We start from the raw sequence: 23,240 nt of genomic DNA, 5'->3' as shown, positions 1-23,240 counted from the left end.
ATACCGTGCTTAAAACCCGAATCATTACCGCACTCATCCTGGCGCCGATTGCAATCGGTGGTATTTTTTTCCTTCCGCCTCTGGGGTTCGCCCTGTTTACCGGCGCCATCATCACGTTAGGGGCCTGGGAATGGGCCAATATGTCCGGAATCGAAAGCCAGCCCGGACGCGTCGGGTATGCGCTGGTTATGGCGGCACTTCTCTATGCCCTGGGCGGCCTGCCAGCACTGTTGGTGCTTTGGCTGGCGATTGCCTGGTGGTTGGTCTGTTTCTGGCTGGTCAGACGGTATCCCGCCGGATCCGAACGCTGGGGCGCTATCCCGGTCAGGGCGCTGATGGGGTTCATGGTGCTGGTGCCCGCGTGGGTGGGCCTGAATCACCTTCGCAATGGCGGCTTCCAGTTTGGCGACGTGGCCAATAATCTGGTGGTTATTCTGTATATTTTTCTGGTGGTGTGGGTGGCTGATATCGGCGCCTATTTTGCCGGCCGTGCCTTTGGTAAAGCCAAGCTGGCCCCCCGCGTCAGTCCCGGCAAATCCTGGGCTGGCGTCTGGGGGGGATTGGCTGCCGTGGCCTTGCTCGCCATTTTGGCCAGCCTTCTGGCCAACGCAGGTGTCGCGGAAGCCATGCTGCTGGTGGTGGCAAGTCTGGTGACCGGTTTTGTCTCGGTTCTTGGCGATTTACTTGAAAGCATGCTGAAGCGCTTTCGAGGCATCAAGGACAGCAGTCAGCTGCTGCCCGGGCATGGCGGCATTATGGATCGTATCGACAGCCTCACCGCGGCCATTCCGGTATTTGCCCTGATGATTACTCTGTTGGGCTGGTTGACCGCCGGCCAGGTCGTGGTATGACGAAACGCTCGATTACGGTTCTCGGCGCAACGGGCTCCATCGGCTTGAGTACCCTGGATGTTATTCGCAGGCATCCAGACCGCTTTTCAGTGTATGCCCTGACCGCAGGAACCCGGGCGGATGAATTGGCAACCCTGTGCCGTGAATTTCGACCGGCCGTTGCGGTGATGGCCGATGCAGAAGCTGCTGAACGCCTGAAGGCGCTGTTGGCGGATATGCCCGAGACCCGGGTGCTGGCGGGAGAAACGGGGCTCTGTGAGGTGGCGGCTTCGGCGGAGTCGGACACCGTGATGGCGGCGATTGTCGGGGCGGCTGGCCTGGCGCCAACGCTGGCTGCAGTCCGGGCAGGGAAACGCGTTCTTCTCGCCAATAAAGAAGCGTTGGTGATGTCCGGCAAGCTGTTTATGGATGCGGTTGAGCGCCACGGGGCTGAGCTGCTGCCCATTGATTCCGAGCATAATGCCATTTTTCAGTGTATGCCGGCGGACAAGGTGCGAGACCCTCATGGCGCGGGTATTACCCGTATCCTTCTGACCGCCTCCGGCGGACCTTTCCGGGAGTCTGCGGCTGAGGACTTGCGGGTGGTGACGCCGGCCCAGGCCTGCGCCCATCCTAACTGGTCGATGGGCCAGAAGATTTCTGTGGACTCTGCAACCCTGATGAACAAGGGCCTGGAGTTGATTGAAGCCTGCTGGCTGTTCAATACCACGCCGGCAAACGTGCAGGTTCATGTCCACCCTGAAAGCATCATTCACTCCATGGTTGAATATGCCGACGGCTCGGTGCTTGCCCAGTTGGGAAGCCCGGATATGCGTACACCCATTGCCAATGGCCTGGCCTGGCCTGAGCGTATTGAGGCTGGTGTTGCGCCCCTGGATTTGTTCGCCATTGGCCGTTTTCACTTTGAGCGCCCGGATTTGCAGCGTTTCCCCAGTTTGCGCCTTGCGGCCGAAGCCTTTGCTGCCGGCGGTACAGCGCCAGCGGTACTCAATGCAGCGAACGAGGTTGCAGTGGCGGCGTTTCTGGAAGGCCGGCTGTGCTTTGCCGATATCCCCGTTATTATAGAGCGAACCCTGACGGCCACAGAAGTTGTTCCGGCGGACAGCTTTGACACTATTTTCGCGAAAGATGCCGAGGCTCGCCGCCGGGCCAGGGAACAGATCAGCTTGCTGGCTGTCTGACGTCCCTGGGCCTGACAGGCCGCTCATTCAGCCATAAACCGGAACGTCTATGCAGATCATTCAAACCGTACTGGCACTGGCGCTTACCCTCGGAATTCTGGTAACGCTGCACGAATACGGCCATTTCTGGGTGGCACGCCGATTCGGTGTGAAGGTGCTTCGTTTTTCAGTGGGGTTCGGCAAGCCTCTGTTTTCGTGGTATGACCGTCACGGAACCGAATATGCGGTAGCGGCTATCCCCCTGGGGGGATACGTGAAAATGCTGGATGAGCGGGAAGGGCCGGTACCGGAAGAGCTGCGTGAGCAGGCGTTTACCTCGAAACCTCCTTTCCAGCGCATCGCTATTGCGGCTGCCGGCCCAATTGCCAATTTTCTGTTCGCGATTCTCGCTTACTGGGTGTTGAGTGTTGTTGGCGTTACCACGGTCGCTCCGGTGGTTGGCGAGGTGGCCCTGGGCAGCGTTGCGGAACGGGCAGGGCTGGAAAGCGGGATGGAAATCCATGCCGTTGACGGCCATAGGGTGACCTCCTGGCGAGACGTGAACATGCGGCTGCTCGAGAGGGCGGGGGAGTACGGTCAGGTTTCGCTGGAGATTTCCCGGGATGGTTCCAGGGGCACTGTGGCGGGTCCATTGGACGGCTGGCGCCTGAGTGATGATACTCCGAACCCGCTGGCGGAGTTCGGGATATCCCCCTGGCGTCCGGATGTGCCCGCGGTGCTGGGTGAGGTGACTGCCGATGGTCGGGCAAATGCGGCCGGGCTGCAAGGCGGTGACCGCATATTGGCTGTTGATGGCGAGCCGGTACCGGACTGGTTCGCTCTGGTGGAGCATATTCGGAATGCCCCGGAACAGACTCTGGAACTGACCATCGAGCGCTCTGGTGATGAATTGAATGTACCGGTAACACCGGCATCGAGAACCCTTGAAGATGGTCAGGTGATTGGTTTCGTCGGTGCCGGCGTAAGTGCAGTGAGCTGGCCCGATGATCTGTTGCGGGAGGTCCGCTATGGGCCTTTGGCTGCCATACCCAATGCGGTGAACGAAACCTGGGCCGACACACGTCTGACCCTGGTGGCGATTAAAAAGATGGTCACCGGGCTGTTGTCGCCGACCAACCTCAGTGGTCCTATCACCATTGCCCGGGTTGCCGAGGCGAGTGTCAGCTCGGGGTTCGAAGACTTTGTGCGCTTTCTGGCGTATCTGAGTGTCAGTCTTGGCGTGCTTAACCTGCTCCCCGTTCCGGTTCTGGATGGTGGGCACATTGTGTACTACACCATCGAAGCCATTCGCCGGAAGCCACTTTCCGAGCAGGCCCAGGCCTTTGGATTACGAATCGGTATGGCTTTGATACTGACTTTAATGGTGTTTGCTCTTTACAACGACCTGATGCGGTTGTGAGAATTGCGGGCTCCTTACCGCACATTAACCAGGCGAAATAACTGAATGAGACGTTCCCTTCTAGCTGTAGCCGTTGGCCTAGCAATTACCGCAACCGGTATAAAGCCAGCGCTGGCGGATGAATTCACGGTTGCGGATATCGAGGTAGAGGGCCTTCAGCGGGTTTCAGCGGGTTCTGTGTTTTCGGCTTTTCCGGTGAACATCGGCGAGCGTATGGACGAGACCCGGTTGGCCGACGCCATCAAGGATCTGTTTCGGACCGGATTGTTTACGGATATTCAGGCCAGTCGTGATGAAGGCGTGCTGATTCTGTCGGTGCGTGAACGCCCGTCGATTTCCTCCATTGAGATCGAGGGTAACAAGAATATCGAAACCGAGATGCTGATGGATGCCCTGGCCGGTGCGGGCCTGGAGGAAGGTCAGGTATTTCGGCGTGCTACCCTGGAGAAACTGGAACTGGAGATCCTTCGCTCCTACATCGCCCAGGGCCGCTACAACGCAAGAGTAAAAGCCACCGCGGAAGAGTTACCCAGGAACCGTGTTGCCATTCGCCTGGACATCAACGAGGGTTCTGTCGCTGCCATTCAGCACATCAATATTGTTGGGAACGAAGATTTCAGTGATGAAGAACTCATCGGCCTCTTCGAGTTGCGTACCAGTAGCTGGTGGAACTCGCTGACCAACAAAGATAAATACGCCCGGGAACGTCTGAGCGGGGATCTGGAGTCTCTGCGTTCGTTTTATCTTGATCGCGGCTATCTGGACTTCAACGTTGAATCCAGCCAGGTGTCCATCTCGCCGGACAAGCAGGAAGTCTTTATTGCCATTTCCGTTAATGAAGGCCCCCAGTACACCATCTCGGATATTCGTTTGCGGGGTGAGCTGATTGTCGGCGAGGAAGAGCTACGGAAATTCATTCCGGTTAAAGAAGGCGATGTATTCTCCCGTGCACAGATGACGGCGATTTCCGAAGCGCTCTCGTTCCGGCTCGGTCGCGAAGGCTATGCGTTCGCCAACGTCAACGCGGTACCTGAGCCGGGTGAAGACAATACAGCTGCTGTTACCTTCTTCGTGGAGCCCGGCAAGCGAGCCTATGTCCGCCGGGTGAACTTCGATGGCAACGTGTCCACCAAGGATGAGGTGTTGCGCCAGGAAATGACCCAGATGGAGGGTGGGGTAGCCTCGTCCGACCGCATCGAATTCTCCAAAACCCGTCTCGAGCGCCTTGGGTTTTTCCAGACGGTCGATGTCGAAACGGTTCCGGTACCCGGCACCGACGATCTGGTTGATGTGAACTACAGCGTGCAGGAGCAACCAACGGGCAGCTTGTCCGCGTCGGTGGGCTTCTCGCAAAATTCCGGCGTAATCCTGGGTGCCTCGGTCTCGGAGAACAATTTCTTCGGTACCGGCAAGCGCGTTTCGTTTGGTGTGAACGTCAGCGATTCGGTGAAAAGCGCCAATGTGTCTTATCTGGATCCATACTATACGGTGGACGGGGTAAGCCGGGGCTTCAGTTTGTTTGCCCGTGAGACCGATTACGAGGAAGAGGATATTTCCTCCTACCTGCTGGATGAATACGGTGGTCGGGTAACGTTCGGGTATCCGACAGACTCCATCACTCGTTTGAACTTCGGTGCTGGCGTTACCCAATCAAACATTAAGCCGGGTGTATTCTCAGCTCAGGAAGTTCGCGATTTTATCGCCGACGAAGGCGATTCGTTCACCAATTACTTCCTGTTTGGTAGCTGGCGGCGGAGTACTCTCAACCGAGGTGTACTGCCGACCAAGGGTTACAGTCATTCCCTGTCGCTGGATGTCGCTGTTCCAGGCAGTGACCTGACCTTCTACAAGGCGACCCACAAAACGGATTTCTATTTCCCGCTGACGGATTCCGCCAACTGGGTCTTCAGAGCGCGATCGGAGATCGGGTATGGGGACGGCTACGGTGACCGCAGTCAGATGCCGTTCTTCGAGCATTTCTATTCCGGGGGCTATGGCTCTGTTCGGGGATATGAAGCAAACTCTTTGGGTAACAAGGCGGAGCGTGCAGCAGGCGACTTCTCGGATCCCGATCCGTTCGGTGGTAACGTTCTGACAGAAGGCGGGCTGGAGTTGATCTTCCCGACGCCTTTTGCAGGAGACTCCCGCTCGATGCGCACGTCTTTCTTTGTTGATGCCGGACAGGTGTTTGATACAGAGAGAGGTTTTGATCCCGAGTTAGGTGAAGTGCGGACTTCGGCTGGTGTCAGTTTCCAGTGGATCACTGCGGTAGGCCCGCTGGCTTTCAGTCTGGCCAAGCCGCTGAATGATAAATCCGGTGACGACACCCAGGTCTTCCAGTTCTCACTGGGGCAGACGTTCTGACCGGGCTATAAAAAAAGAAAGAATGAAACAAAGGAGAAGATTGATGACCCGTTTGATGACTATCCTTGCCGCCGCTCTTATGGCCTTCTCGGCCCAGGTGGCGGCGGAGACCCGTATTGGTGTGGTGGATCTGCGCCAGGCCCTGTTCTCTTCCAATGATGCCCAGGCCTTCAGCGAAAAACTCCAGCAGGATTTTGCCGGCGACGAAGCCCAGGTGCGTGAAGCTCAGGAGGCCGCCCGCAAGTTAAAGGATCGGCTGGAAAAGGACGGCGCCATGATGAACGAGAGCGAGCGTAATCAGTTGGCCTCCGAGTTTCAGGAAAAGGTAAAGGAGTTTAATTTCCTCAAGCAACGCCTCGACGCCACCGTTAACCAGCGCAAGCAGCAGTTTCTGGAAGGTGCGCGCCCTGAGGTAGACGTCGCTGTGAAGGAACTCCTGGAAGAAAATGACCTTGATCTGATTCTGCCCAGCGAAGCGGTGGTTTACGTTAAGCCGGAGATGAATCTGACCACACAACTGCTTGAAAAACTGAACCAGTGATGTAGAAAGGGGCTCCCCGGCCCCTGTGTTTGGAGAAAACGATGACACAGAAGTCCTATCGGCTGCAGGAGATTGCCGAGGCATTGGGAGCGCGCCTCCGGGGAGACCCCGATATCCGTATTACCGGGCTTGCCACCTTGCAGGCGGCTGTCCCGGGCCAGATCAGTTTTCTGGCAAATTCCTCCTATGCCAAATACCTGAGAGATACCCGGGCGTCAGCGGTGATTGTGTCCTCGGCTGCGGCGGAGGATGTTCCGACCAATGTCCTGTTACTGGACAACCCCTACCTGGGCTATGCTCAACTCAGTCATTGGTTTGATCCGGCTCCCAAGGCTTCCCCGGGCATTCATCCAACTGCCGTGGTTGATGAGTCTGCCAGTATTCCCGAATCCGCATCCATAGGCCCGCATGTTGTGATTGAGGCCGGGGTTTGTATTGGTGAGCGCGTAGCAATCGGTGCTGGCGGTTTTATCGGGGCGAGAGCGAGTATCGGAGACGACAGTATCCTTCGGCCCCGGGTCACGCTTGCACATGATGTGGTTGTCGGTAAGCGCTGTCACATTCTCAGTGGTGCGGTGATTGGTTCCGACGGCTTCGGCTTTGCCAACGAAAAAGGTGTCTGGCACCGCATCGCGCAGCTTGGTGCCGTGGTGCTGGGCGACGATGTGGAGGTTGGTGCCAATACCACCATAGACCGTGGCGCCCTGGACGACACCACAATAGGTAACGGCGTGAAGCTGGACAATCTGATTCAGATTGCCCACAACGTACAGATTGGTGATCACAGCGCAATGGCGGCCAAAGTCGGAATTGCAGGTAGCACCCGGATTGGCAATCACTGCGTGTTTGGTGGCGCCTCTGGCGTGGCTGGTCACCTTGAAATAGCTGACCAGGTTCACCTCACGGGCATGACCCTGGTAACCGGTGATATTCGTGAATCGGGGGTCTACTCCTCCGGCACCAGTGCGGATACCAATCGCCAATGGCGGAAAAATGCCGTCCGTTTTCGTCAACTGGATGCTCTGGCGCGACGGATCAAAGAACTGGAAAAGAAATTAGAGGGCTGAGGCCAATCAAGATGATGCACATCGATGAAATTCTGGAGTACCTGCCGCACCGTTACCCCTTTTTGCTGGTGGATCGGGTGACTGAGGTCGAAAAAGGGAAGTCGATCAAGGGGTACAAGAATGTATCGTTCAATGAGCCCTTTTTTACCGGTCATTTTCCGGACAATCCGATTATGCCGGGTGTCCTGATTATTGAAGCCATGGCGCAATTGTCGGGGATTCTTGGTTTTGTGACTGTGGAACGGAAACCGTCGGACGGCGTGGTACAATATCTGGCTGGATCCAGTAAAGCGCGTTTCAAGCGCCCCGTTTTACCGGGTGACCGCTTGGATATGGAGTCTGAGTTTATCTCTGGCAAGCGCGGTATCTGGAAGTTTGATTGCCGTGCCCTCGTTGATGGCGAGGTGGTATGCGTGGCAGAAATACTTACCGCTGAGAGAGAAGTTTGATGGCGACAAATGACTGGTCGGGTGTCCATCCTCAAGCGATTGTGGACCCGTCAGCCAAACTGGCGGATAACGTGACGGTTGGCCCCTGGAGCTATATTGGTCCGGGGGTGGAGATTGGTGAAGGCACCGAGATTCTCTCTCACGTGGTCATCAAGGGGCCGACGGTAATTGGCCGCAACAACCGAATCTTCCAGTTTTCCAGCATCGGCGAAGAATGCCAGGACAAGAAATACGCTGGTGAGCCGACCACGCTGGTCATTGGTGATGACAATGTTATCCGCGAGAATTGCACTATTCATCGTGGCACCATTCAGGACCGGGGTGAGACCAGGATCGGTAATGGTAATTTGCTGATGGCTTATGTGCACGTGGCCCACGACTGTATTGTCGGCAACCATACCATTCTGGCCAATTGTGCCACGCTGGCAGGGCATGTATCGGTAGGAGATCATGCCATTCTGGGCGGCGGTACCATGGTGCATCAGTTCTGCCATATCGGGCCCCACAGCATGGCGGCCGGTGGCAGTATCGTGCTCAAGGATATTCCCGCCTATGTCATGGCGAGCGGCCAGTCTGCCCAGCCTCACGGTATGAATGTGGAAGGGCTGAAGCGACGTGGTTTTGCCAAGGATACGCTCCTGAGTCTCCGCAGAGCCTACAAAGTGGTTTATCGCCAGGGCCTGACGACCGAGCAGGCCATCGAAGAGCTGGAGCGCAACTTTGCCGATGTTCCTGAGGTTCTTCCGCTGATTGACTCGCTCAAGGGAGCGGATCGCGGCATCATCCGTTAAGCCAGCCGGAGGCTGCTGGTGACACATCGACAGGCCAATTCGGCCACATTCTCAGGGCGAACCATCGCCATCATTGCCGGCGAGGCATCGGGAGATATTCTCGGTGCCGGACTGATTCGTGCGCTAAGAAAGCGTTACCCGAAGGCTCGTTTTGTCGGCATCGGCGGTGATGAAATGATTGCAGAAGGCTTTCACTCGCTGGTGCCAATGGAACGGCTTTCCGTGATGGGCCTGGTGGAAGTGCTCGGGCGAATCCGCGAGCTGTTCAGTATCCGTGCGCGCTTGCTGGATTATCTGTTTACTACCCCTCCGGATGTTGTGATTGGAATCGATTCGCCGGACTTCACATTGGCCATCGAGCGTCGATGCCGGGAAGCGGGCATCCCGTCGGTACACTACGTAAGCCCTTCAGTTTGGGCCTGGCGCCAGAAGCGTATCTTCAAGATTGCCAAGTCTGTCGACCTTATGCTGACGTTGTTTCCCTTTGAAGCCCGTTTTTATGAGGAGCATCATGTGCCGGTGTCTTTTGTGGGGCACCCTCTGGCCGACAGGATAGCGCTGGAACCGGATACTCTGGCTGCGCGGAAAAGTCTTGGTCTGGAGACAGATAAACCTGTGCTGGCGGTGTTGCCGGGTAGTCGGGGTGGTGAGGTTGAGCGCCTCGGCACTCTGTTTCTCGAAGCGTCCCGTTGGCTCCAGGCACGTCGCCCGGATCTGCAGCTGGTTATTCCCTGCGTCAATCGGGATCGTGAGCGGCAGGTGCGTGAGCTGGTTGAATCCCTGGAGGTGAGCTTGCCGGTCACGCTGGTTCGTGGTCGGTCGAGGGAGGTGATGGCTGCCAGCGATGTGGTGCTGCTGGCGTCGGGTACCGCGACACTGGAGGCGATGTTACTGAAAAAACCGATGGTGGTAGGTTACCGGCTCAGCGATTTCAGTTACAAGATACTGTCCAGATTGGTCAAGGTTCCCTGGGTGGCGCTTCCTAATTTGCTGGCCCAGGAGCAACTGGTGCCCGAGTTGTTACAGGACGACGCAACGCCGGAGAAGTTGGGGGCGGCGGTTCTGGAAAGGCTGGAAAACGAACAGGAGCGCGACAGGCTGCATCAGGCGTTTCTGGAGTTGCACCAGACGCTGCGCCAGGGCGCCGACGAACGTGCGGCGGAAGCGGTGTCTGAGCTGCTGGAGTCCCGAAGCTGATGGCGGCCAAGGCATTACCTCCTTTTGAATGTTCCTATCGCGGCTCGCTGCTGGCCGGTGTGGATGAAGTGGGGCGCGGCCCGCTCATCGGAGCGGTTGTGACGGCCGCTGTGATTCTTGATCCAGCGCGGCCTATCCCCGGGCTGGCGGATTCCAAAAAACTCACCGAGAAGAAGCGCCTGCGCTTGTACGACGATATCCTGGAGAACGCGGCGGCCTGGAGTCTGGGTCGATGTGAGGCCAGGGAAATCGACGAGCTGAACATCTACCAGGCGACCATGCTGGCCATGAAGCGGGCTGTTGAAGGGCTCTCGATAGCCCCGGAGTATGTTCTTGTGGACGGGAACCGGTGCCCGAAGTGGCGCTGGTCTTCCGAGCCCGTGATCAAAGGTGATAGTCGGGTTGAGGCAATCAGCGCTGCCTCCATTTTGGCAAAGGTAACGCGGGATCGGGAGATGGAGGAACTGGATGTCCGGTTTCCGGGTTTCGGTCTTGCCCAGCACAAAGGGTACCCTACGCCTGTGCATCTCGAGGCGCTCAATCGCCTTGGGGTGACTCCGGAGCATCGCCGATCCTTTAGGCCGGTACAGGTGGCGCTGGATACCGTCGGGGTTTATGGAGGATCCTCCGCGCCTGTGCAGGAGCTAAACTATCCTGCCGATTTATTTGAAAATATGGATTGACAGGGTGCGGGGCCGGCGGTAGTATACGCGCCACGTTGACAGGGGTAACCCGGTTAACAAACAGTTTGATGCGGGGTGGAGCAGTCTGGTAGCTCGTCGGGCTCATAACCCGAAGGTCGTTGGTTCGAATCCAGCCCCCGCTACCAATCCAGAAAAGCCAGCTTTTGCTGGCTTTTCTCATTTCCGGGGCCAGTGTTTTATTCTGACCCTGTTTCTTGCAAGGCAGGCCAGTTTTACTGGTCTGCCTTTTTTGTTTCCGCTTCTCTGCGATGCGCCGGTGTCCCCTCAATTCTTTGCGATTTCCGTCTTGCATTATGATGACGGAAAAATGACGATTTTTTATCTATAAAAATGACGTTTATCGCATCATCATTCGCGCCGATTTTATAGAATTTCACAAAATCGACGGAAATATGGTGGTTCATAACCGTGAAACGCGTCATTTATATGTCAAAGGCATGGATTGCCGCGTTGTTGGTAGGGATGGTGCTCGCGGGTTGCGGCGGCGGTGGTTCCGGCGGTAGTGAATCCGCCACTCAATCTGGCAGCCTACCCGATACCGGAAGTAGTGTTGGCAGTGCTCAGCCGGCTGCAGAGCGCTCAGCTGTATTAAGCTGGTCTGCGCCTATGACTCGTGTGAACGGTGAGTCGATCGCGATGGGAGAACTGGACAGATACGTGATTCGCTATGGGCAGGATGCTGACGATCTGTCCAGAGAGATCACCGTAGATGGTGCCAGTGGTGAGGCAGAGATGTCCTATGTGGTCGATAACCTTGACGCTGGTACCTGGTATTTCACGATTCAGGTTCAGGACACTGCCGGTCTTCTGAGTGAGCCTTCTGAGCCGGTCAGCAAGACCATCCAGTCTTGAGCAGGCATGCCGGTTCAGAACATCGGGTCTGCGATTGGTAGCTTCAGGGTGAAAGTGGTGCCTTCGCCCGGCCGTGAGTCTACGCTGATCTCGCCTCGGTGTTTTTCCACCACCGTTTTAACGAATGAAAGCCCCAGGCCGGTCCCATGCGCTCCGGCTATCTCGCTGCGCTTCTGTCGATGATAGCGGTCGAACAGTAACGGCAGCTCCTCCGGATCAATCCCATAGCCCTCGTCTGATATGGCCAGACAGGCCAGATGCGCTGCCTGATAGACGTGAACGCTGACTGCGGAGTCCGGGGGGCTGTATTGCACGGCGTTGGTCAAAAGGTTGATGACGGCCCGTTCCAGAAGTTCGGCGTTGCCTTTCAGCCAGAGGTCTTCGGTACCGTTCAGCACGATCGAAATGCCTTTTTCCTGGGCCTGCTCGCACACACTGTCCCGAGCGTTCTCAACAATCGCCAGAAATTCGCATTCGTAGAACCGGGTTTCGGTCAGTTGCTCGGCGCGAGCCAGCTGCACAAACTCTTCGGCCAGATGATAGCTACGCCGCGCCAGCCGCCCCAACTGGTCGAGTTGGTTGGCGTCAATATGGCTGGGATCCCGTTTCAGTTGTTCAATCAGGGCCAGCTGAGAGACCAGAGGTGAGCGAACATCGTGTGAGATGAAGTCGATCGCCTCACGATGCTGCCGTTGCTGCTCCCGAAGTTCGGAGATGTCTGAGATGTTGGCAATAATGCCAAACTGGCGACTGTTTTGCAGGGCAAAAGGTGCCAGGTGGATGAGAAAATCTTTACCGTTCAATGTCAGGTCTACGGTTCGGCTTTGTCTCAGGGTCAGCGCCTCTGAAATGGTTTCGAACCAGGGCGGCAAGTCCCGGGGGTCGTGGCCATCAAGGAGGGTGGCCAGGGGCATGCCGCTGAGGCTTGGCATAGGCTCGCAAAACCAGTCTTCAATGTGACGGTTGGTAAACCGTATAACGCCTAATTCATCGGTCACGATGATGCCATCGGGCATGTGCTCGAAGCTGTGGCGAATAAACGCCTGCATTTCTGCTAGCTTCTGGGTGGCAATGCGCACTTTCTCGATCCGGGCCGAAATGTTTTCCCGGGGCCCCTTCTGGCGTTCACTGTCTGCATGGGGCTCCAGCTCCAGCTGGTTCAGATAGCGCTGGATGACCTCCCGACTGAGGTCGTTCGGCAGAGTCAGGCCGAGCAGGTAGCTGGTGCCGCCACGAATCAGTGTTATCCAGCTTTGGTTCTGCTGGTGTTCCCATCGTCCTGGCGTCTCCGTGGGTGGGGCCTGGGCAAGGGTCATTTCCTGTACTTCCAGCAAGTCATCCTGCTCTGCCAACAGCCATCCGGGTGGGTGGAGCAGCGCCCGCAAGTGAGTCAGCAATTGTTGTGGATGTCGGTTTGAAGGCTCTGGCAGGGACAGTCGTGGCGTTCTGGCCATTTCGTCCAGTTGCCGGTTGAGAAAGCGATTGGTCATGGCGAGCCGGAGTGCGCTGGCGATGGGCATGGCGGCCATCGGCAGCATCAGGGCGTTGGCTACGGACAGCTGAACCCGTGCCCCAATCAGCAGCAATACATAACCGGCTACCAGTCCTGCGGCAATGGTCGCACATGCCAGCAGGGTGGCAGCAGGGCGCAGGCGAGGCAGAAGCAGAGCTAACAACAACAGTACGAGCAGGTTCAGTGCGGGTGCGGCCCAGGGCTCCGCCGGCACGATCAGTATATTCTGCTTGCTCGCGGAATAGACATTGGCATGGAATTCCACCCCGGACATTGGCCGGCTCAGACCGGAAAACGGCGTGGGCAGTATGTCGCCAAACCCCGCGGCGGTAGCGCCGACCAGGACGGTTTTGCCGGCAAACTCCTGCGGTGAGGGCGGGTGGCTAAGCACGCTCGCGTAGGAGTAGGTGGGTAAGGTGCCGGCCCCGCCTGCCAGGGGCACCAGCCGATAATCCTCCCGGACGTTGATGTAGTTCGGCAATTGCGCCTGCATCTGATTCGACATTGGCAAGTGAGCTGCGAGTGACAGGGTCGGCCATAACCGGCCGGCAAGGCCGTTGTACAGATAGAGCCCGCGGGCGACGCCATCAGTGTCCAGCTCGATATGGGCATGCCCGATCGCCCCTGCGACACCTGCCAGGCTGGGTGTGGGGAGTTGTTCACTGATCAGCCGCTCCCGGGTTGGAGCGGTAAGATAGGCTGGCAGAACAACGTTGCCATGGCGGGCCATGGCGCTAGCCAGTTCCTCATCGCCCGGCCCGGCTTCCGGAAACAGGATGTCGAGTACAATGGTTTCTGCGCCCGCTTGCCGCAAGGTGTCGATCAGCGAGGCATGAAGACTTCGGTCCCAGGGCCATCGGCCAACCTGTTCCAGGCTGAACTCATCAATGGCAATGATGGCCACCGAATCATCCATGGGCGCTGGCCAGGTTGTGATCGCCCTGTCATACATCCAGTCATTGATTCGACTCGGCAGCTCCGTTGTCTGAATCAGTAGCAGGGTGGTGACGAGTAGCAGGCCCAAGGACCACGGTGTTGTTGTTATCGGTAACCAGTCCCTTCGCATCGGCCTTTTTGTCGTAGAAGGTTAGTCGAGATACAGCTCCCTGCCCGGGCCCCAGCGACTGGCAAGAGGGCCGTCAGAAAGCGCTTTGACGCGGACAAAATACCTTCTTCCGGGAATCAGGCGCAAGGCCGCAGTGGTATCGGCGATATCGGCTTCCTTGATGATATTGCGAAACGCCGGCTCTTCAGCCAGTTGCAGACGGTAATCCGTGGCGGTGTCGATGTTTTCCCAGAACACCCGAACCTGGCTGTCCAGATAGTTCACGCTGATAATCCGAACCGGAGGCAGGGTACCGTTAACCACGATCTTGCGTGGTTCGGAGGTAGCAACAGAGCTGCCTCCTGCCTCCGTAACCACGCGCCAGTAATACTGGCCGGGGCTCAGGGGGCGGGAAGGAAGCGCCTGGCTTTCCGGCGCCCACTCGCTGGTTGTGATCAGTTGCCGGAAACTGTCATCCTCGGCGATCTCCACCCGGGCAACTTCGTTGGCGCCATTGAGCTGCCAGCGGAACTCCGGCATGTCGTCATTCACGCTCTCGCCATCGGCCGGAGCGGTGAGGTCGGGCTTTCTGGCCTGGAGGTCTACCTCAAGTTCGGCGGTGCCGGGCATTCCGGCGATACCGCGCTGATCAACCGCGGCGAGTTGGATTTCGTAGCGGCCGTTGTCGAGTTGGGCGATGTCGAAACGGGTTCCGGCTATATCCCGGCTCTGCACCCAGGTGCCGGATGCCTGGTCAAAAATGTCCAGCCGGTAGGCCGGGTAACCGCCTGCCTGCCAGGTCAGTTCGGCCGGAAGCTGCGTGAGTACCGATGGCAAAGGATTCATGGTTGGCGCCGGCGGAAGCTGTCGAATATTCAGCGCGCCTCCGTTGGCGGTGGAGACGCTCGCGCCATAGCCGGCTGGAATGCGACGGGTGTTGCTTGGCTGGCCGAAGTCCACCACGCCTTCGGTAACCTGCACGCTGCTGCCGTTGCTGCTGGCTTGCATGGCAAACACCGTACCCCGGACGGCGGCGACAGCGGAGGGCGTCTCGATTTCGAAGCGGGCCCCGCCTTCAATGACCGGGCGAACCCGGGTGTGAACCTCACCTCGTTGCAGGCGAAGCCGGGTGTCGACCATGCCGGATTTGCCATATTGGGTGAGCCGATTGAACATGAGGCGGGAGTTGGGGGAGATCCGAAGTTCCGAGCCGTCGGCCAGTTCAATGGTTGCTGATCCGGCTCCTGAGAGTATTTCGTCTCCAACCCGGACGATCGAATCTTCGGACAGCGGGAGTTTTCGCCCATCCATGCCGGAGATGTGTTGCACGTTGCCGATGACCGCGATCACCCGGGCCGGTTCGGGTTGTTTTTTAAGCCAGTTTACTGGAATGCGCAGGGTATCCCCGGTGCCAAGTTCCGCGTTGCTGGCCAGACCATTGTGCTGCAGCAGTCGTTGGCGTGTGGCCTGCTCGGATAGCAGTGTCTGGGTTACGCTCGCCACCGTATCTCCCTGACGCAGGGTATAAACCCACTCCGGGGCATTGTCCCGTTGCTGGCTGCCAGATACCGCCGACCCCCGTGCGATTGACAGCTCCGCAACGGTGGTCGCTGGCACCATGACCACCAGTGCAAGGAAGGTCAGGATCTTCAGGTGCTTGCTCAGAGCGTCAGGCATTTGCAGTGTCATCGTTCCGAATTTCGTTTGCGTCACCGGGCTTGATGGCTTCGAGCCGATAGCCACGCTGGTAGATGGTCTTGATACGAAATCCGTTTTCAGGGTTGAGCCCGAGCCTTCTGCGAAGGCGGCTCATATGAGTATCCACCGTGCGGGTGTTGATGTCCCTGGTTAATCCCCATACCCGCTCCAGCAGCATCTCCCGGGTGAGCAGGCGGCCCTGGTTCTGGAACAGGAACAGCGTCAGGTCGAAGTCCTTGTCGGTGAGCGTGAGTGGCTCGCCATGCAGGAGGATAATGCGCTGGTTGGTATTGATCTCAAAGGGCCCGTAGACCAGCACTTCCTTTTCACTTTCCGGATTGCTGCGCCGGGCCAGTGCATTGATGCGGGCGACCAGTTCAGCCGCCCGTGCCGGTTTGGCAATATAGTCGTCGGCGCCGGCATCCAGGGCGCGAACGATGTCGGTTTCACTGTCACGCTGGGTCAGGAAAATGGCGGGTACGGGCCAGTTAAGCTGTGCCCGGATGTTCTCCAGTACCTCGATTCCGGTCATGTCCGGAATCTGCCAGTCCAGAATAATCAGATCATAACTGCGGTGCAAAACGGCACCGAGAAACGATTGGCCGGTCGGAAAGCTGTCACAGTGATGTCCTTTCTCTGAAAGGATGGACTGGATGTGCTGCGCCTGTTCGTGTTCGTCTTCCAGCAGAGCAATGCGCATTAAGCCTGGCCCTCGATCGTGTTGCCTGGTTTATATACCGTAGCGCAGAGCCCTTGGTCAGACCCTGCAGTGTCGGGGATTATCCCAAAAAATGAGTTCCCGTTCAGTATCGTTATGTAGAATTCCGTAAGTCCACCGAAGGCCGGCCGTTGTGGTCATCAACTGTTTGTCGGCAGCCGGGGAAATTGCTGCAGCCCCAGAACCAGCCTTTTTTGCTTTTACGTCGTACCAGTGGCGACAAACAATGCGGGCAAGGCACCGGTTTCTGGCTGGTGCCGTCCTCGGGTTGATGGTCCTCCAGGGGGCGGGTGCCCTTGCAGGCGGGGTATCGGGTGCAGGCAAAAAAAGCCCCGAACTTGCCTTCCCGTTCAACCATCGGCGCCCGGCATTTCGGGCAGTGAATGGCGGTGCCTGGTGTTTCTGTATTCACCAAACTCGCAGCGGGCGTTTGCGCCATGAATCCGCGGATTTCATTCTTGAGGGCCTCCAGAAAGGCTCTGGGGTCCTCTTCACCACGGCGAACGCCTTCGAGAGTGGCCTCCCAGACAGCGGTGCGATCCGGCGTACGAATGGATTCCGGTAGCGCCGCGATCAGGGTTTTACCCTTGTCAGTGGCGCGGATGAAGCGTTTTTCCCGGAACAGGTAATCGCGCCGGAACAGCGTATCGATAATGGCTGCACGAGTCGCTTCGGTGCCAAGGCCATCGGTTTCACGCAGTGTTTTTCTCAGCTCGTTGTCGGCGACAAAGCGGGCAATATTGGTCATGGCCGATAGCAGCGTGGCATCGGTGAAGTACTGTGGCGGCTGGGTTTTGCGCTCGCTGGCGTGGGCCTCGTTGCAAAGCACCGGTTCATCTTTGTCCAGTCTGGGCAATGGTGCTTTTTCAGGCTCCTGCCCAGGTTCCCGCTTGCGGATTTCCAGCGTTTTCCAGCCTGGCTCGATCACGGCTGTCTCGGTGGCGCGAAAGCGATAGTCCTGAATCGCGACCGTCAGCCGGCCTTCCCGATGCACGGCGTCAGGTGCAAACTGCATCAGATAGAATCGACTGATCAGATCGTAGATTTTCTGTTCGGCCGAAGACAGCTTGCCGTTTGGTGCGGGCCGCACTGTGGGAATGATTGCGTGGTGGGCATCCACTTTTTGGTCATTCCAGGCGGCAGAGCGGCGGTCTGTCTCTGTTGTCTCGCAGAATCCGGACAAATCCGGTGCGACACGGGCGATGGCGCGAATCACGGCCTCCCGGTGACCGAAATGCTCCTCTGGCAGGTAGCGGCTGTCTGACCTTGGGTAGGTAATCAGTTGGTGGCGCTCATACAAGTTCTGGGCGGTATCGAGCACATCTTTGGCGCCCATCCGGTACAGACGGCCGGCCTCGATCTGCAGTGCAGACAACGACAGTGGCAAGGGCGGCGGTTCCGGGCGGTCGCGGAACCGGGCCTCGGTAATTCGGCCCGGTCGACCGCTGATGGCGGCGACAATCTGCTCGGCCACCGACTTGTCCAGCAGCCGGTTTTCCTCATCCAGATGGTCCTGAAATTCGTCACCGGGTAACCAGCGAGCAATGAACGGTCGCTGGTCGGCCTCCGGCTCGCTGGCCTGGAAGGTGGCTTCGACCCGGTACCAGGGCCTGGGCTGGAAGTGCTCGATGGTGTTGTCTCGATCCACCACCAGGCCCAACACCGGAGTTTGCACCCGACCCACGGAGAAGACGCCCTGTTCGCCCCGGGTTTGATAGCTGAGGGTATAGAATCGGGTGAGATTGATGCCATAGAGCCAGTCGGCCCGCTGTCTCGCCAGCGCAGAATGGGACAGTGGGCGGAACTCCCGGTTGTCTCGGGGGGTCTGTATGGCGCGGGCTACCGCCTTGGGGGTAAGGTCGTTGATCAGTATCCGTTTTACCGGTGCCTTGGTGCCGAGATAGCGCAGGACTTCGTCGACCAGTAGCTGGCCTTCACGGTCGGGATCACCGGCGTGGGTAATGAGATCGGCCTTGCGAATCAGAGCTTCGAGCACTTTGAATTGCAGGCGCACGCTGTCTTTGGGCACCAGTTGCCAGGGTTCGGGGAACATGGGCAGGTCTTCAATGCGCCATTTTTTCCAGGCCGGGTTATAGCGGGCCGGCTCGGCGGGCTCCAGCAGGTGGCCTATACACCAGCTTACCGTGGCAGCATCCGGTCCTTTGCCGCAGCGTATCCAGCCCTGGCCTTTCTCGTGGGGGCCGGGAAGTGCGGCGGCAATGGCTCGGGCCAGGCTTGGCTTTTCGGCGATGTACAGGTGCATGGCTATCTGGGGTTGGTTGCTGGCAGGGGAATGTGTCGCTTTGGGGCTTTTGTGTCAAGGGCTTCGGGGTTCCGCGGCGTACTGTAGTAGACTGGTTAAACAACAGGTCCGTGCATTGATGCTTAAAGTCCGGAGTAAGTGAGTTATGAAAGTACAGAAAAGCATAGAGGAGAAGCTGGCCAATGGCTTTGATGCCAGTCTGATTTCGGTGGAAAACGAGAGCCATATGCATTCGGTGCCACCCAATTCTGAAACCCATTTCAAGGTAACGCTGGTGTCGGCGGATTTTGAGGGCCAGATGAAGGTGCGGCGTCATCAGGCGATCTACAAGGTTCTGGCGGATGAACTGGCGGGGCCGGTGCATGCTCTGGCATTGCATCTGTATACGCCGGAAGAGTGGACGGCCAGTGGTCAGGCATCCCCGGCTTCGCCCAACTGTATGGGCGGGTCGAAAGGTGATGCAGCAATGGAAAAGAAGCTTCAACAAGGAGCTAATGGATGAGCCAGTTTTTCCAGATTCACCCGGAAACACCGCAAAAGCGTCTGATCAAGCAGGCGGTGGAGATTTTGCGCAAGGGTGGGGTGATTGTGTATCCCACCGATTCAGGTTACGCCCTGGGCTGCCACCTTGGCGACAAGCAGGCGGCAGACCGTATCAAGCGGATTCGGCGCCTGGACGACAAGCACAACTTCACCCTGGTGTGTCGTGACCTGTCAGACATCGGGGTTTATGCCAAGGTAGACAATACCCAGTACCGGTTACTGAAGAATTTCACGCCGGGCCCCTACACCTTCATTCTGGACGCGACCAGCGAGGTGCCTCGCCGGTTGCTGCATCCCAAACGGCGGTCTATCGGCATCCGGGTTCCGGACAACGAGATTGTTCGGGAATTGCTGGGTGAGCTGGGTGAGCCGATTATGAGCAGCACCCTGATTCTGCCGGGTGAAACCGAGCCGTTGACCGATCCTTACGATATTCGCGAGACCCTCGGGCATGAGCTTGATCTGATTATTGATGGCGGCTTCTGCGGTATGGAGGCTACCACGGTGGTCAACTTTACCGGTGATGTGCCTGAAGTTACGCGGGTGGGTAAGGGTGATCCGGCCCCGTTTCAGGTTTGATCTGATTAGCAGTTACCCCCGGGCTTCAGGCCCGGGTATTCAGGCTGAAGGCGTAGCGTTGCTGCGCTGTGACACCCGTCTCGGCGGGTGTGGCGGTGCGTCGAAGGCTGTCATAGCGGTGGATGACATCTTGCAGTCCATTGAACTGCTGGTTTTCGCTGAGCAGTGAATCCAGCAGGGAATTATTCACGCCATAAGCCTGATTAAGCTTGAGCGCATTATCCATAAAGTGCAGGGTGGGTTCGGTCACGCTCAAGCGGCTTAACGCCTCACCAAATCCCCGGTTGTTGTTGAGATCCTGTTGTATCCTATCCCGCACCTGGTCGGGAATTTTGCCGTCCAGCTGAATGCTGCCTTGCTCGCTTTTGCTCACGCTCAGCGCCGTTGCCGGGTGTACGTTGTATTCGGCAAGTTTGTGCCGCAGAGTTTCGCGAACGTAGGACAAATCCTGGGCTACCGTCTGTTTGTACTGGGTCAGTGGCAATTGCCGGGTTTTCTGGCTGGCGGGGTTGCGATCCTGCCATTGGGACGGTGTGAAGCGGTCGTCAGTGCTGCTCTGGGGCTCGCTTGCGGTGGCGCCTTCATTGGTTTTACCGGCGGGTACGTCAGTGCGTGGCGCGCGGTTGTCCATGGCTTGCTGAAAGCGCGTGCTGGCCTGTAACAGTGATGTCAGCAATGACATGGTTATCTCCCCTGAAACGGAAAATCTCTGCCGGATACCACGGAATTAGCCCGTGTCGCATCAGGCCTTGCAGGTTTCGGGCCAACCTGCCTTGCCTTCGGGTTTGAATGTGCCGGGACGAATGTAAAACATTGCAAGGAATGACATAGCGGGCGCGTCCGGATGATCTGCGTCATAAAAAAATTGATGCATATCTATAAAGTTATGCGCCAATTCGCCGTCATTACTCTTGGATGTCCAGATCATCTTCCGTTGTCGGGGTCACATGAAAAAACAATACTCAATCCGTTTCCTGTTACTGGCAGCTCTGGCTGCGGCTTTCACCGTCATTCTCGTGTTTACGGTTGTTTACAGCGCGCAGTCCCAGCGAGCCCACCTCGAAGAATACAGCCACAAATACGTGGATGGTCTGGCAAAGTCCTTTTTCGATGGCCTGAACACCATGATGGTGACGGGCACCATTAATAACCGTGATGTTCTGCGCGAGAAGGTGATGGCTCCCGAGGACGTACTGGATGTTCGGGTGATCCGCAGCGATCAGCTGAATGCCATTTACGGTGCTGGGAATGCTGCCGAACAACGCCGTGAGCCGCTGGACATGAAAGCGCTGGATGGTGAACGGGTAGAGCACTATTCGGAGAACGACGCGGGTCGTGTCTACACGTTGATCGAGCCGGTTATTGCCAGCGAAAACTATCAGGGCGTGAACTGCCTCGGCTGTCACCAGGCCCAGGAAGGGGACGTGCTTGGCGCTATTCGGGTCGACTATTCTTTGGCGGAGAGCGACGCGCGCCTGCAGCAGCAGCTGATGGTGAGTGGCGGTATCCAGATTCTGATCTTTGTGGTTATTTTCATACTGACTACCGTAGTGTTGGGGCGCCTGGTGTTTTCCCGCTTACGTCGGCTGCACGACCGAATGGATGAAATCTCCCGCAATTCGGATCTCTCCATAGAGCTGGAGGTAACCCGAAACGATGAGATTGGCTCGGTCTCTCGTGCGTTCAATCGGATGGTCGCCAAGATCCGCGCCAGCATGCATACGGTGATGGACAACGCGGAACAGGTTGAAGCGGCGGCCCGCACCATTGCCGGTAAGGCAGAGACCACCGAGCAGGAAGTGCTGGCCCAGAAAGACAATACCGACCAGGTGGCCAGTGCCACCACCGAGATGGCCGCTTCCGCGGTGCAGGTTCGTGAGAACGCGGTGACTACCGCACGGAAATCGGCCGATACCACCAAGTCGGCAGAAACCGGAGAGCATCTGGCTCGAAATGCGGTTCAGGGTATTGAATCTCTGAATGCGGAAGTCCAGAACGGTGCGCAGCGCATTGAGCAGCTGGATCAGCGGACAACGGAAATGGCCTCACGGCTGGAGCTGATTTCCGAGATTGCCGACCAGACTAACCTGTTGGCCCTGAACGCGGCGATTGAAGCGGCCAGAGCTGGTGAGCAGGGCCGGGGATTTGCCGTGGTCGCAGACGAAGTCCGGGCGCTTGCCTCGCGCACGCAAACGTCGACTGAGGAAATTCGCCAAACCATTGAAGGACTGAAGAAAGAGGTGGTGGATTGTGTCGGTACCATGCGCCATGCCTCGGAACTTGCTCAGCATCAGGTGGATTCAATTCTGAAAGTGGAAACCGAGCTGCAAACTATTGCTGCAGCGGTGCGTGAGATCACGGGCCTGAATGAGGAAATGGAGAGTGCGGCTAACGAGCAGAGCGAAGTGTCGGACTCCATCAATCAGAATGTGATTGAAATCAGCCGCTCTGCTGAGCAGACCTCCAGCGATGCTCAGGAGGCCGCGCGGATTGCAGGGGATCTGCTGTCCATGGCGGAAACCCTGCGCAAAACCATCGAGCAGTTCCGCCTGTCCCAGGGCTGAAGTGTGCGATTTTACCGGGGCGTTCAGCCCCGGTGATCAGACACAAACGGATTGGTGGCTCGTTCCTGGCCGAACGTAGAGATGGGGCCGTGGCCACAGATGAAGTTCACGTCATCCCCCAGAGGGAACAGCTTTTCCCGGATGGAGTGAATCAGGGTGTTGTAATCGCCTTTCGGGAAATCCGTGCGGCCAATGGAACCATTGAACAGCACGTCACCCACCTGGGCCAGTTTTGAGCCTCGATGGAAAAACACCACATGGCCAGGGGTGTGGCCCGGCGTGTGCAGTACTTCCAGGGTTTCATTGCCAACGGTCACTGTATCCCCGTCTTCCAGCCAGCGATTGGGCGTGAACACCTCCGGCGCCGGAAACCCGAACATCTGTGCCTGCATGGCCAGGCCCTGAATCCAGAAGTTGTCGTCCTTGTGCGGGCCTTCAATGGGCAGCCCCGCTGATTTGGACAGCTCCGCCGTGCCGCCGGCGTGATCTATGTGGGCGTGGGTGAGAAGGATCTTTTCCAGAATCACGCCTTCGTCCTCGGCTGCCGCCAGAATGCGATCCAGGTCCCCGCCAGGGTCCACCACCGCTGCTTTGTGGGTTTCGGTACACCAGAGCAGGGTGCAGTTTTGTTCAAAGGGTGTGACGGGTACGATCTTGTACTTCAGCGACATACTGTTCCAGTTTGTTCAGATTTGATTTTGCGGTAGAGAGCATCCGGGGCAATGTCTGCTTCGTTGGGCCAGCAGATGGCTCCGAACTCATCAACTTTTGCTTGAGCAAAGAATGCCGGGTCTTTCAGGGGCTCGAACATCGGGCCAAACAAACGATCTGCAAGGCTGATCTCGCCGTGAGTACCATCATCGAAGGTGACGGCCAGTACGTAATCGGCCTTGGCTTCCACATGGGTGACTCTGGGCATGC

21 protein-coding genes and 1 tRNA gene are annotated in these 23,240 nt (G+C 57.6%); 15 read left to right on the top strand and 7 right to left on the bottom strand.

Annotated elements, in window-relative coordinates; translation table 11 throughout:
- Positions 1-5 precede the first annotated feature (5 nt).
- The 12 genes from ACF8YQ_RS11345 (at position 6) to ACF8YQ_RS11290 (ending at position 11,396) form a co-directional block, all read left to right on the top strand.
- Positions 6-851 carry a phosphatidate cytidylyltransferase gene (locus ACF8YQ_RS11345; protein WP_396623296.1) on the top strand — a complete coding sequence of 282 codons (846 nt, stop codon included), beginning with the start codon at positions 6-8 and terminating at the stop codon, positions 849-851.
- On the top strand, positions 848-2,032 hold the full coding sequence (gene ispC, locus ACF8YQ_RS11340; RefSeq protein WP_396621434.1) for a 1-deoxy-D-xylulose-5-phosphate reductoisomerase: 1,185 nt from the start codon (positions 848-850) through the stop codon (positions 2,030-2,032). Before ACF8YQ_RS11345 ends, ispC begins: the two co-directional genes overlap by 4 nt.
- Positions 2,033-2,081: 49 nt before the next feature.
- Positions 2,082-3,431 (top strand): RIP metalloprotease RseP, encoded by a 1,350-nt coding sequence (gene rseP / locus ACF8YQ_RS11335; protein ID WP_396621433.1) that lies wholly within the window; start codon positions 2,082-2,084, stop codon positions 3,429-3,431.
- Between the two features lie 45 nt (positions 3,432-3,476).
- A complete protein-coding gene (bamA, locus tag ACF8YQ_RS11330; RefSeq protein ID WP_224850338.1) occupies positions 3,477-5,795 on the top strand; it encodes an outer membrane protein assembly factor BamA in 2,319 nt (772 codons plus the stop codon).
- A 43-nt stretch (positions 5,796-5,838) separates the two neighbouring features.
- Positions 5,839-6,336, top strand: coding sequence for an OmpH family outer membrane protein (locus ACF8YQ_RS11325; protein ID WP_396621432.1), 498 nt, complete (start codon positions 5,839-5,841; stop codon positions 6,334-6,336).
- A 41-nt stretch (positions 6,337-6,377) separates the two neighbouring features.
- Positions 6,378-7,403: a UDP-3-O-(3-hydroxymyristoyl)glucosamine N-acyltransferase gene (gene lpxD / locus ACF8YQ_RS11320; protein ID WP_396621431.1), complete on the top strand. Its 1,026-nt coding sequence runs from the start codon at positions 6,378-6,380 to the stop codon at positions 7,401-7,403.
- 11 nt (positions 7,404-7,414) lie between these two features.
- Entirely contained in the window at positions 7,415-7,852 is a 438-nt protein-coding gene (fabZ, locus tag ACF8YQ_RS11315) for a 3-hydroxyacyl-ACP dehydratase FabZ (protein ID WP_011785996.1), read from the top strand.
- On the top strand, positions 7,852-8,643 hold the full coding sequence (lpxA, locus tag ACF8YQ_RS11310; RefSeq protein ID WP_011785995.1) for an acyl-ACP--UDP-N-acetylglucosamine O-acyltransferase: 792 nt from the start codon (positions 7,852-7,854) through the stop codon (positions 8,641-8,643). The genes fabZ and lpxA overlap by 1 nt, the downstream gene beginning before the upstream one ends.
- An 18-nt stretch (positions 8,644-8,661) precedes the next feature.
- Positions 8,662-9,840 (top strand): lipid-A-disaccharide synthase, encoded by a 1,179-nt coding sequence (gene lpxB, locus ACF8YQ_RS11305; protein WP_396621430.1) that lies wholly within the window; start codon positions 8,662-8,664, stop codon positions 9,838-9,840.
- On the top strand, positions 9,840-10,523 hold the full coding sequence (rnhB, locus tag ACF8YQ_RS11300) for a ribonuclease HII (protein ID WP_396621429.1): 684 nt from the start codon (positions 9,840-9,842) through the stop codon (positions 10,521-10,523). The genes lpxB and rnhB overlap by 1 nt, the downstream gene beginning before the upstream one ends.
- A gap of 69 nt (positions 10,524-10,592) precedes the next feature.
- A tRNA-Met gene (locus ACF8YQ_RS11295) sits at positions 10,593-10,669 on the top strand.
- Between the two features lie 301 nt (positions 10,670-10,970).
- Positions 10,971-11,396 (top strand): fibronectin type III domain-containing protein, encoded by a 426-nt coding sequence (locus tag ACF8YQ_RS11290; protein WP_396621428.1) that lies wholly within the window; start codon positions 10,971-10,973, stop codon positions 11,394-11,396.
- Positions 11,397-11,410: 14 nt separating this feature from the next.
- Here ACF8YQ_RS11290 and ACF8YQ_RS11285 read toward each other — a convergent pair whose 3' ends face one another.
- From ACF8YQ_RS11285 to ACF8YQ_RS11270, 4 genes are all read right to left on the bottom strand, one after another.
- Positions 11,411-13,975 (bottom strand): CHASE2 domain-containing protein, encoded by a 2,565-nt coding sequence (locus ACF8YQ_RS11285; protein ID WP_396621427.1) that lies wholly within the window; start codon positions 13,973-13,975, stop codon positions 11,411-11,413.
- Positions 13,976-13,996: 21 nt separating this feature from the next.
- Positions 13,997-15,631 carry a FecR domain-containing protein gene (locus ACF8YQ_RS11280; protein ID WP_396621426.1) on the bottom strand — a complete coding sequence of 545 codons (1,635 nt, stop codon included), beginning with the start codon at positions 15,629-15,631 and terminating at the stop codon, positions 13,997-13,999.
- Positions 15,624-16,352 carry a response regulator transcription factor gene (locus tag ACF8YQ_RS11275; RefSeq protein ID WP_153741578.1) on the bottom strand — a complete coding sequence of 243 codons (729 nt, stop codon included), beginning with the start codon at positions 16,350-16,352 and terminating at the stop codon, positions 15,624-15,626. Before ACF8YQ_RS11275 ends, ACF8YQ_RS11280 begins: the two co-directional genes overlap by 8 nt.
- A 112-nt stretch (positions 16,353-16,464) precedes the next feature.
- A complete protein-coding gene (locus tag ACF8YQ_RS11270) occupies positions 16,465-18,633 on the bottom strand; it encodes a DNA topoisomerase 3 (protein ID WP_396621425.1) in 2,169 nt (722 codons plus the stop codon).
- 145 nt (positions 18,634-18,778) lie between these two features.
- Between ACF8YQ_RS11270 and ACF8YQ_RS11265 the strand changes: the two genes are divergently transcribed.
- Both ACF8YQ_RS11265 and ACF8YQ_RS11260 read left to right on the top strand, forming a co-directional pair.
- On the top strand, positions 18,779-19,135 hold the full coding sequence (locus tag ACF8YQ_RS11265; RefSeq protein ID WP_396621424.1) for a BolA family protein: 357 nt from the start codon (positions 18,779-18,781) through the stop codon (positions 19,133-19,135).
- Positions 19,132-19,755, top strand: coding sequence for an L-threonylcarbamoyladenylate synthase (locus tag ACF8YQ_RS11260; protein ID WP_011785986.1), 624 nt, complete (start codon positions 19,132-19,134; stop codon positions 19,753-19,755). Before ACF8YQ_RS11265 ends, ACF8YQ_RS11260 begins: the two co-directional genes overlap by 4 nt.
- A 25-nt stretch (positions 19,756-19,780) precedes the next feature.
- Here ACF8YQ_RS11260 and ACF8YQ_RS11255 read toward each other — a convergent pair whose 3' ends face one another.
- Positions 19,781-20,437, bottom strand: coding sequence for a hypothetical protein (locus tag ACF8YQ_RS11255; RefSeq protein ID WP_222449106.1), 657 nt, complete (start codon positions 20,435-20,437; stop codon positions 19,781-19,783).
- A gap of 265 nt (positions 20,438-20,702) precedes the next feature.
- On the opposite strand from ACF8YQ_RS11255, the gene ACF8YQ_RS11250 reads away from it, so the two are divergent.
- Positions 20,703-22,319, top strand: a complete 1,617-nt coding sequence (locus tag ACF8YQ_RS11250; RefSeq protein WP_396621423.1) for a methyl-accepting chemotaxis protein — start codon at positions 20,703-20,705, stop codon at positions 22,317-22,319.
- Between the two features lie 23 nt (positions 22,320-22,342).
- On the opposite strand, the gene ACF8YQ_RS11245 is transcribed toward ACF8YQ_RS11250, so the two are convergent.
- Both ACF8YQ_RS11245 and ACF8YQ_RS11240 read right to left on the bottom strand, forming a co-directional pair.
- Positions 22,343-22,990: an MBL fold metallo-hydrolase gene (locus ACF8YQ_RS11245; RefSeq protein ID WP_396621422.1), complete on the bottom strand. Its 648-nt coding sequence runs from the start codon at positions 22,988-22,990 to the stop codon at positions 22,343-22,345.
- Positions 22,981-23,238, bottom strand: a complete 258-nt coding sequence (locus ACF8YQ_RS11240; protein ID WP_014421980.1) for a DUF2442 domain-containing protein — start codon at positions 23,236-23,238, stop codon at positions 22,981-22,983. Before ACF8YQ_RS11240 ends, ACF8YQ_RS11245 begins: the two co-directional genes overlap by 10 nt.
- Between the last annotated feature and the right edge of the window lie 2 nt (positions 23,239-23,240).

The organism is Marinobacter sp. W-8, from assembly GCF_044342215.1.
Taxonomy (GTDB): Bacteria; Pseudomonadota; Gammaproteobacteria; order Pseudomonadales; family Oleiphilaceae; genus Marinobacter; species Marinobacter nauticus.
The sequence above is the reverse complement of the archived record's forward strand: the minus strand, read 5'-3'. Positions and strand labels throughout refer to the sequence as shown.

What these genes read in the sequence shown, in the direction of transcription:
- ispC (WP_396621434.1), top strand. Translation starts at nt 848, where the DNA reads ATGACGAAACGCTCGATTACGGTTCTCGGCGCAACGGGCTCCATCGGC.
- rseP (WP_396621433.1), top strand. Translation starts at nt 2,082, where the DNA reads ATGCAGATCATTCAAACCGTACTGGCACTGGCGCTTACCCTCGGAATT.
- bamA (WP_224850338.1), top strand. Translation starts at nt 3,477, where the DNA reads ATGAGACGTTCCCTTCTAGCTGTAGCCGTTGGCCTAGCAATTACCGCA.
- ACF8YQ_RS11325 (WP_396621432.1), top strand. Translation starts at nt 5,839, where the DNA reads ATGACCCGTTTGATGACTATCCTTGCCGCCGCTCTTATGGCCTTCTCG.
- lpxD (WP_396621431.1), top strand. Translation starts at nt 6,378, where the DNA reads ATGACACAGAAGTCCTATCGGCTGCAGGAGATTGCCGAGGCATTGGGA.
- fabZ (WP_011785996.1), top strand. Translation starts at nt 7,415, where the DNA reads ATGATGCACATCGATGAAATTCTGGAGTACCTGCCGCACCGTTACCCC.
- lpxA (WP_011785995.1), top strand. Translation starts at nt 7,852, where the DNA reads ATGGCGACAAATGACTGGTCGGGTGTCCATCCTCAAGCGATTGTGGAC.
- rnhB (WP_396621429.1), top strand. Translation starts at nt 9,840, where the DNA reads ATGGCGGCCAAGGCATTACCTCCTTTTGAATGTTCCTATCGCGGCTCG.
- ACF8YQ_RS11290 (WP_396621428.1), top strand. Translation starts at nt 10,971, where the DNA reads ATGTCAAAGGCATGGATTGCCGCGTTGTTGGTAGGGATGGTGCTCGCG.
- ACF8YQ_RS11285 (WP_396621427.1), bottom strand. Translation starts at nt 13,975, where the DNA reads ATGCGAAGGGACTGGTTACCGATAACAACAACACCGTGGTCCTTGGGC.
- ACF8YQ_RS11280 (WP_396621426.1), bottom strand. Translation starts at nt 15,631, where the DNA reads ATGCCTGACGCTCTGAGCAAGCACCTGAAGATCCTGACCTTCCTTGCA.
- ACF8YQ_RS11275 (WP_153741578.1), bottom strand. Translation starts at nt 16,352, where the DNA reads ATGCGCATTGCTCTGCTGGAAGACGAACACGAACAGGCGCAGCACATC.
- ACF8YQ_RS11270 (WP_396621425.1), bottom strand. Translation starts at nt 18,633, where the DNA reads ATGCACCTGTACATCGCCGAAAAGCCAAGCCTGGCCCGAGCCATTGCC.
- ACF8YQ_RS11265 (WP_396621424.1), top strand. Translation starts at nt 18,779, where the DNA reads ATGAAAGTACAGAAAAGCATAGAGGAGAAGCTGGCCAATGGCTTTGAT.
- ACF8YQ_RS11260 (WP_011785986.1), top strand. Translation starts at nt 19,132, where the DNA reads ATGAGCCAGTTTTTCCAGATTCACCCGGAAACACCGCAAAAGCGTCTG.
- ACF8YQ_RS11255 (WP_222449106.1), bottom strand. Translation starts at nt 20,437, where the DNA reads ATGTCATTGCTGACATCACTGTTACAGGCCAGCACGCGCTTTCAGCAA.
- ACF8YQ_RS11250 (WP_396621423.1), top strand. Translation starts at nt 20,703, where the DNA reads ATGAAAAAACAATACTCAATCCGTTTCCTGTTACTGGCAGCTCTGGCT.
- ACF8YQ_RS11245 (WP_396621422.1), bottom strand. Translation starts at nt 22,990, where the DNA reads ATGTCGCTGAAGTACAAGATCGTACCCGTCACACCCTTTGAACAAAAC.
- ACF8YQ_RS11240 (WP_014421980.1), bottom strand. Translation starts at nt 23,238, where the DNA reads ATGCCCAGAGTCACCCATGTGGAAGCCAAGGCCGATTACGTACTGGCC.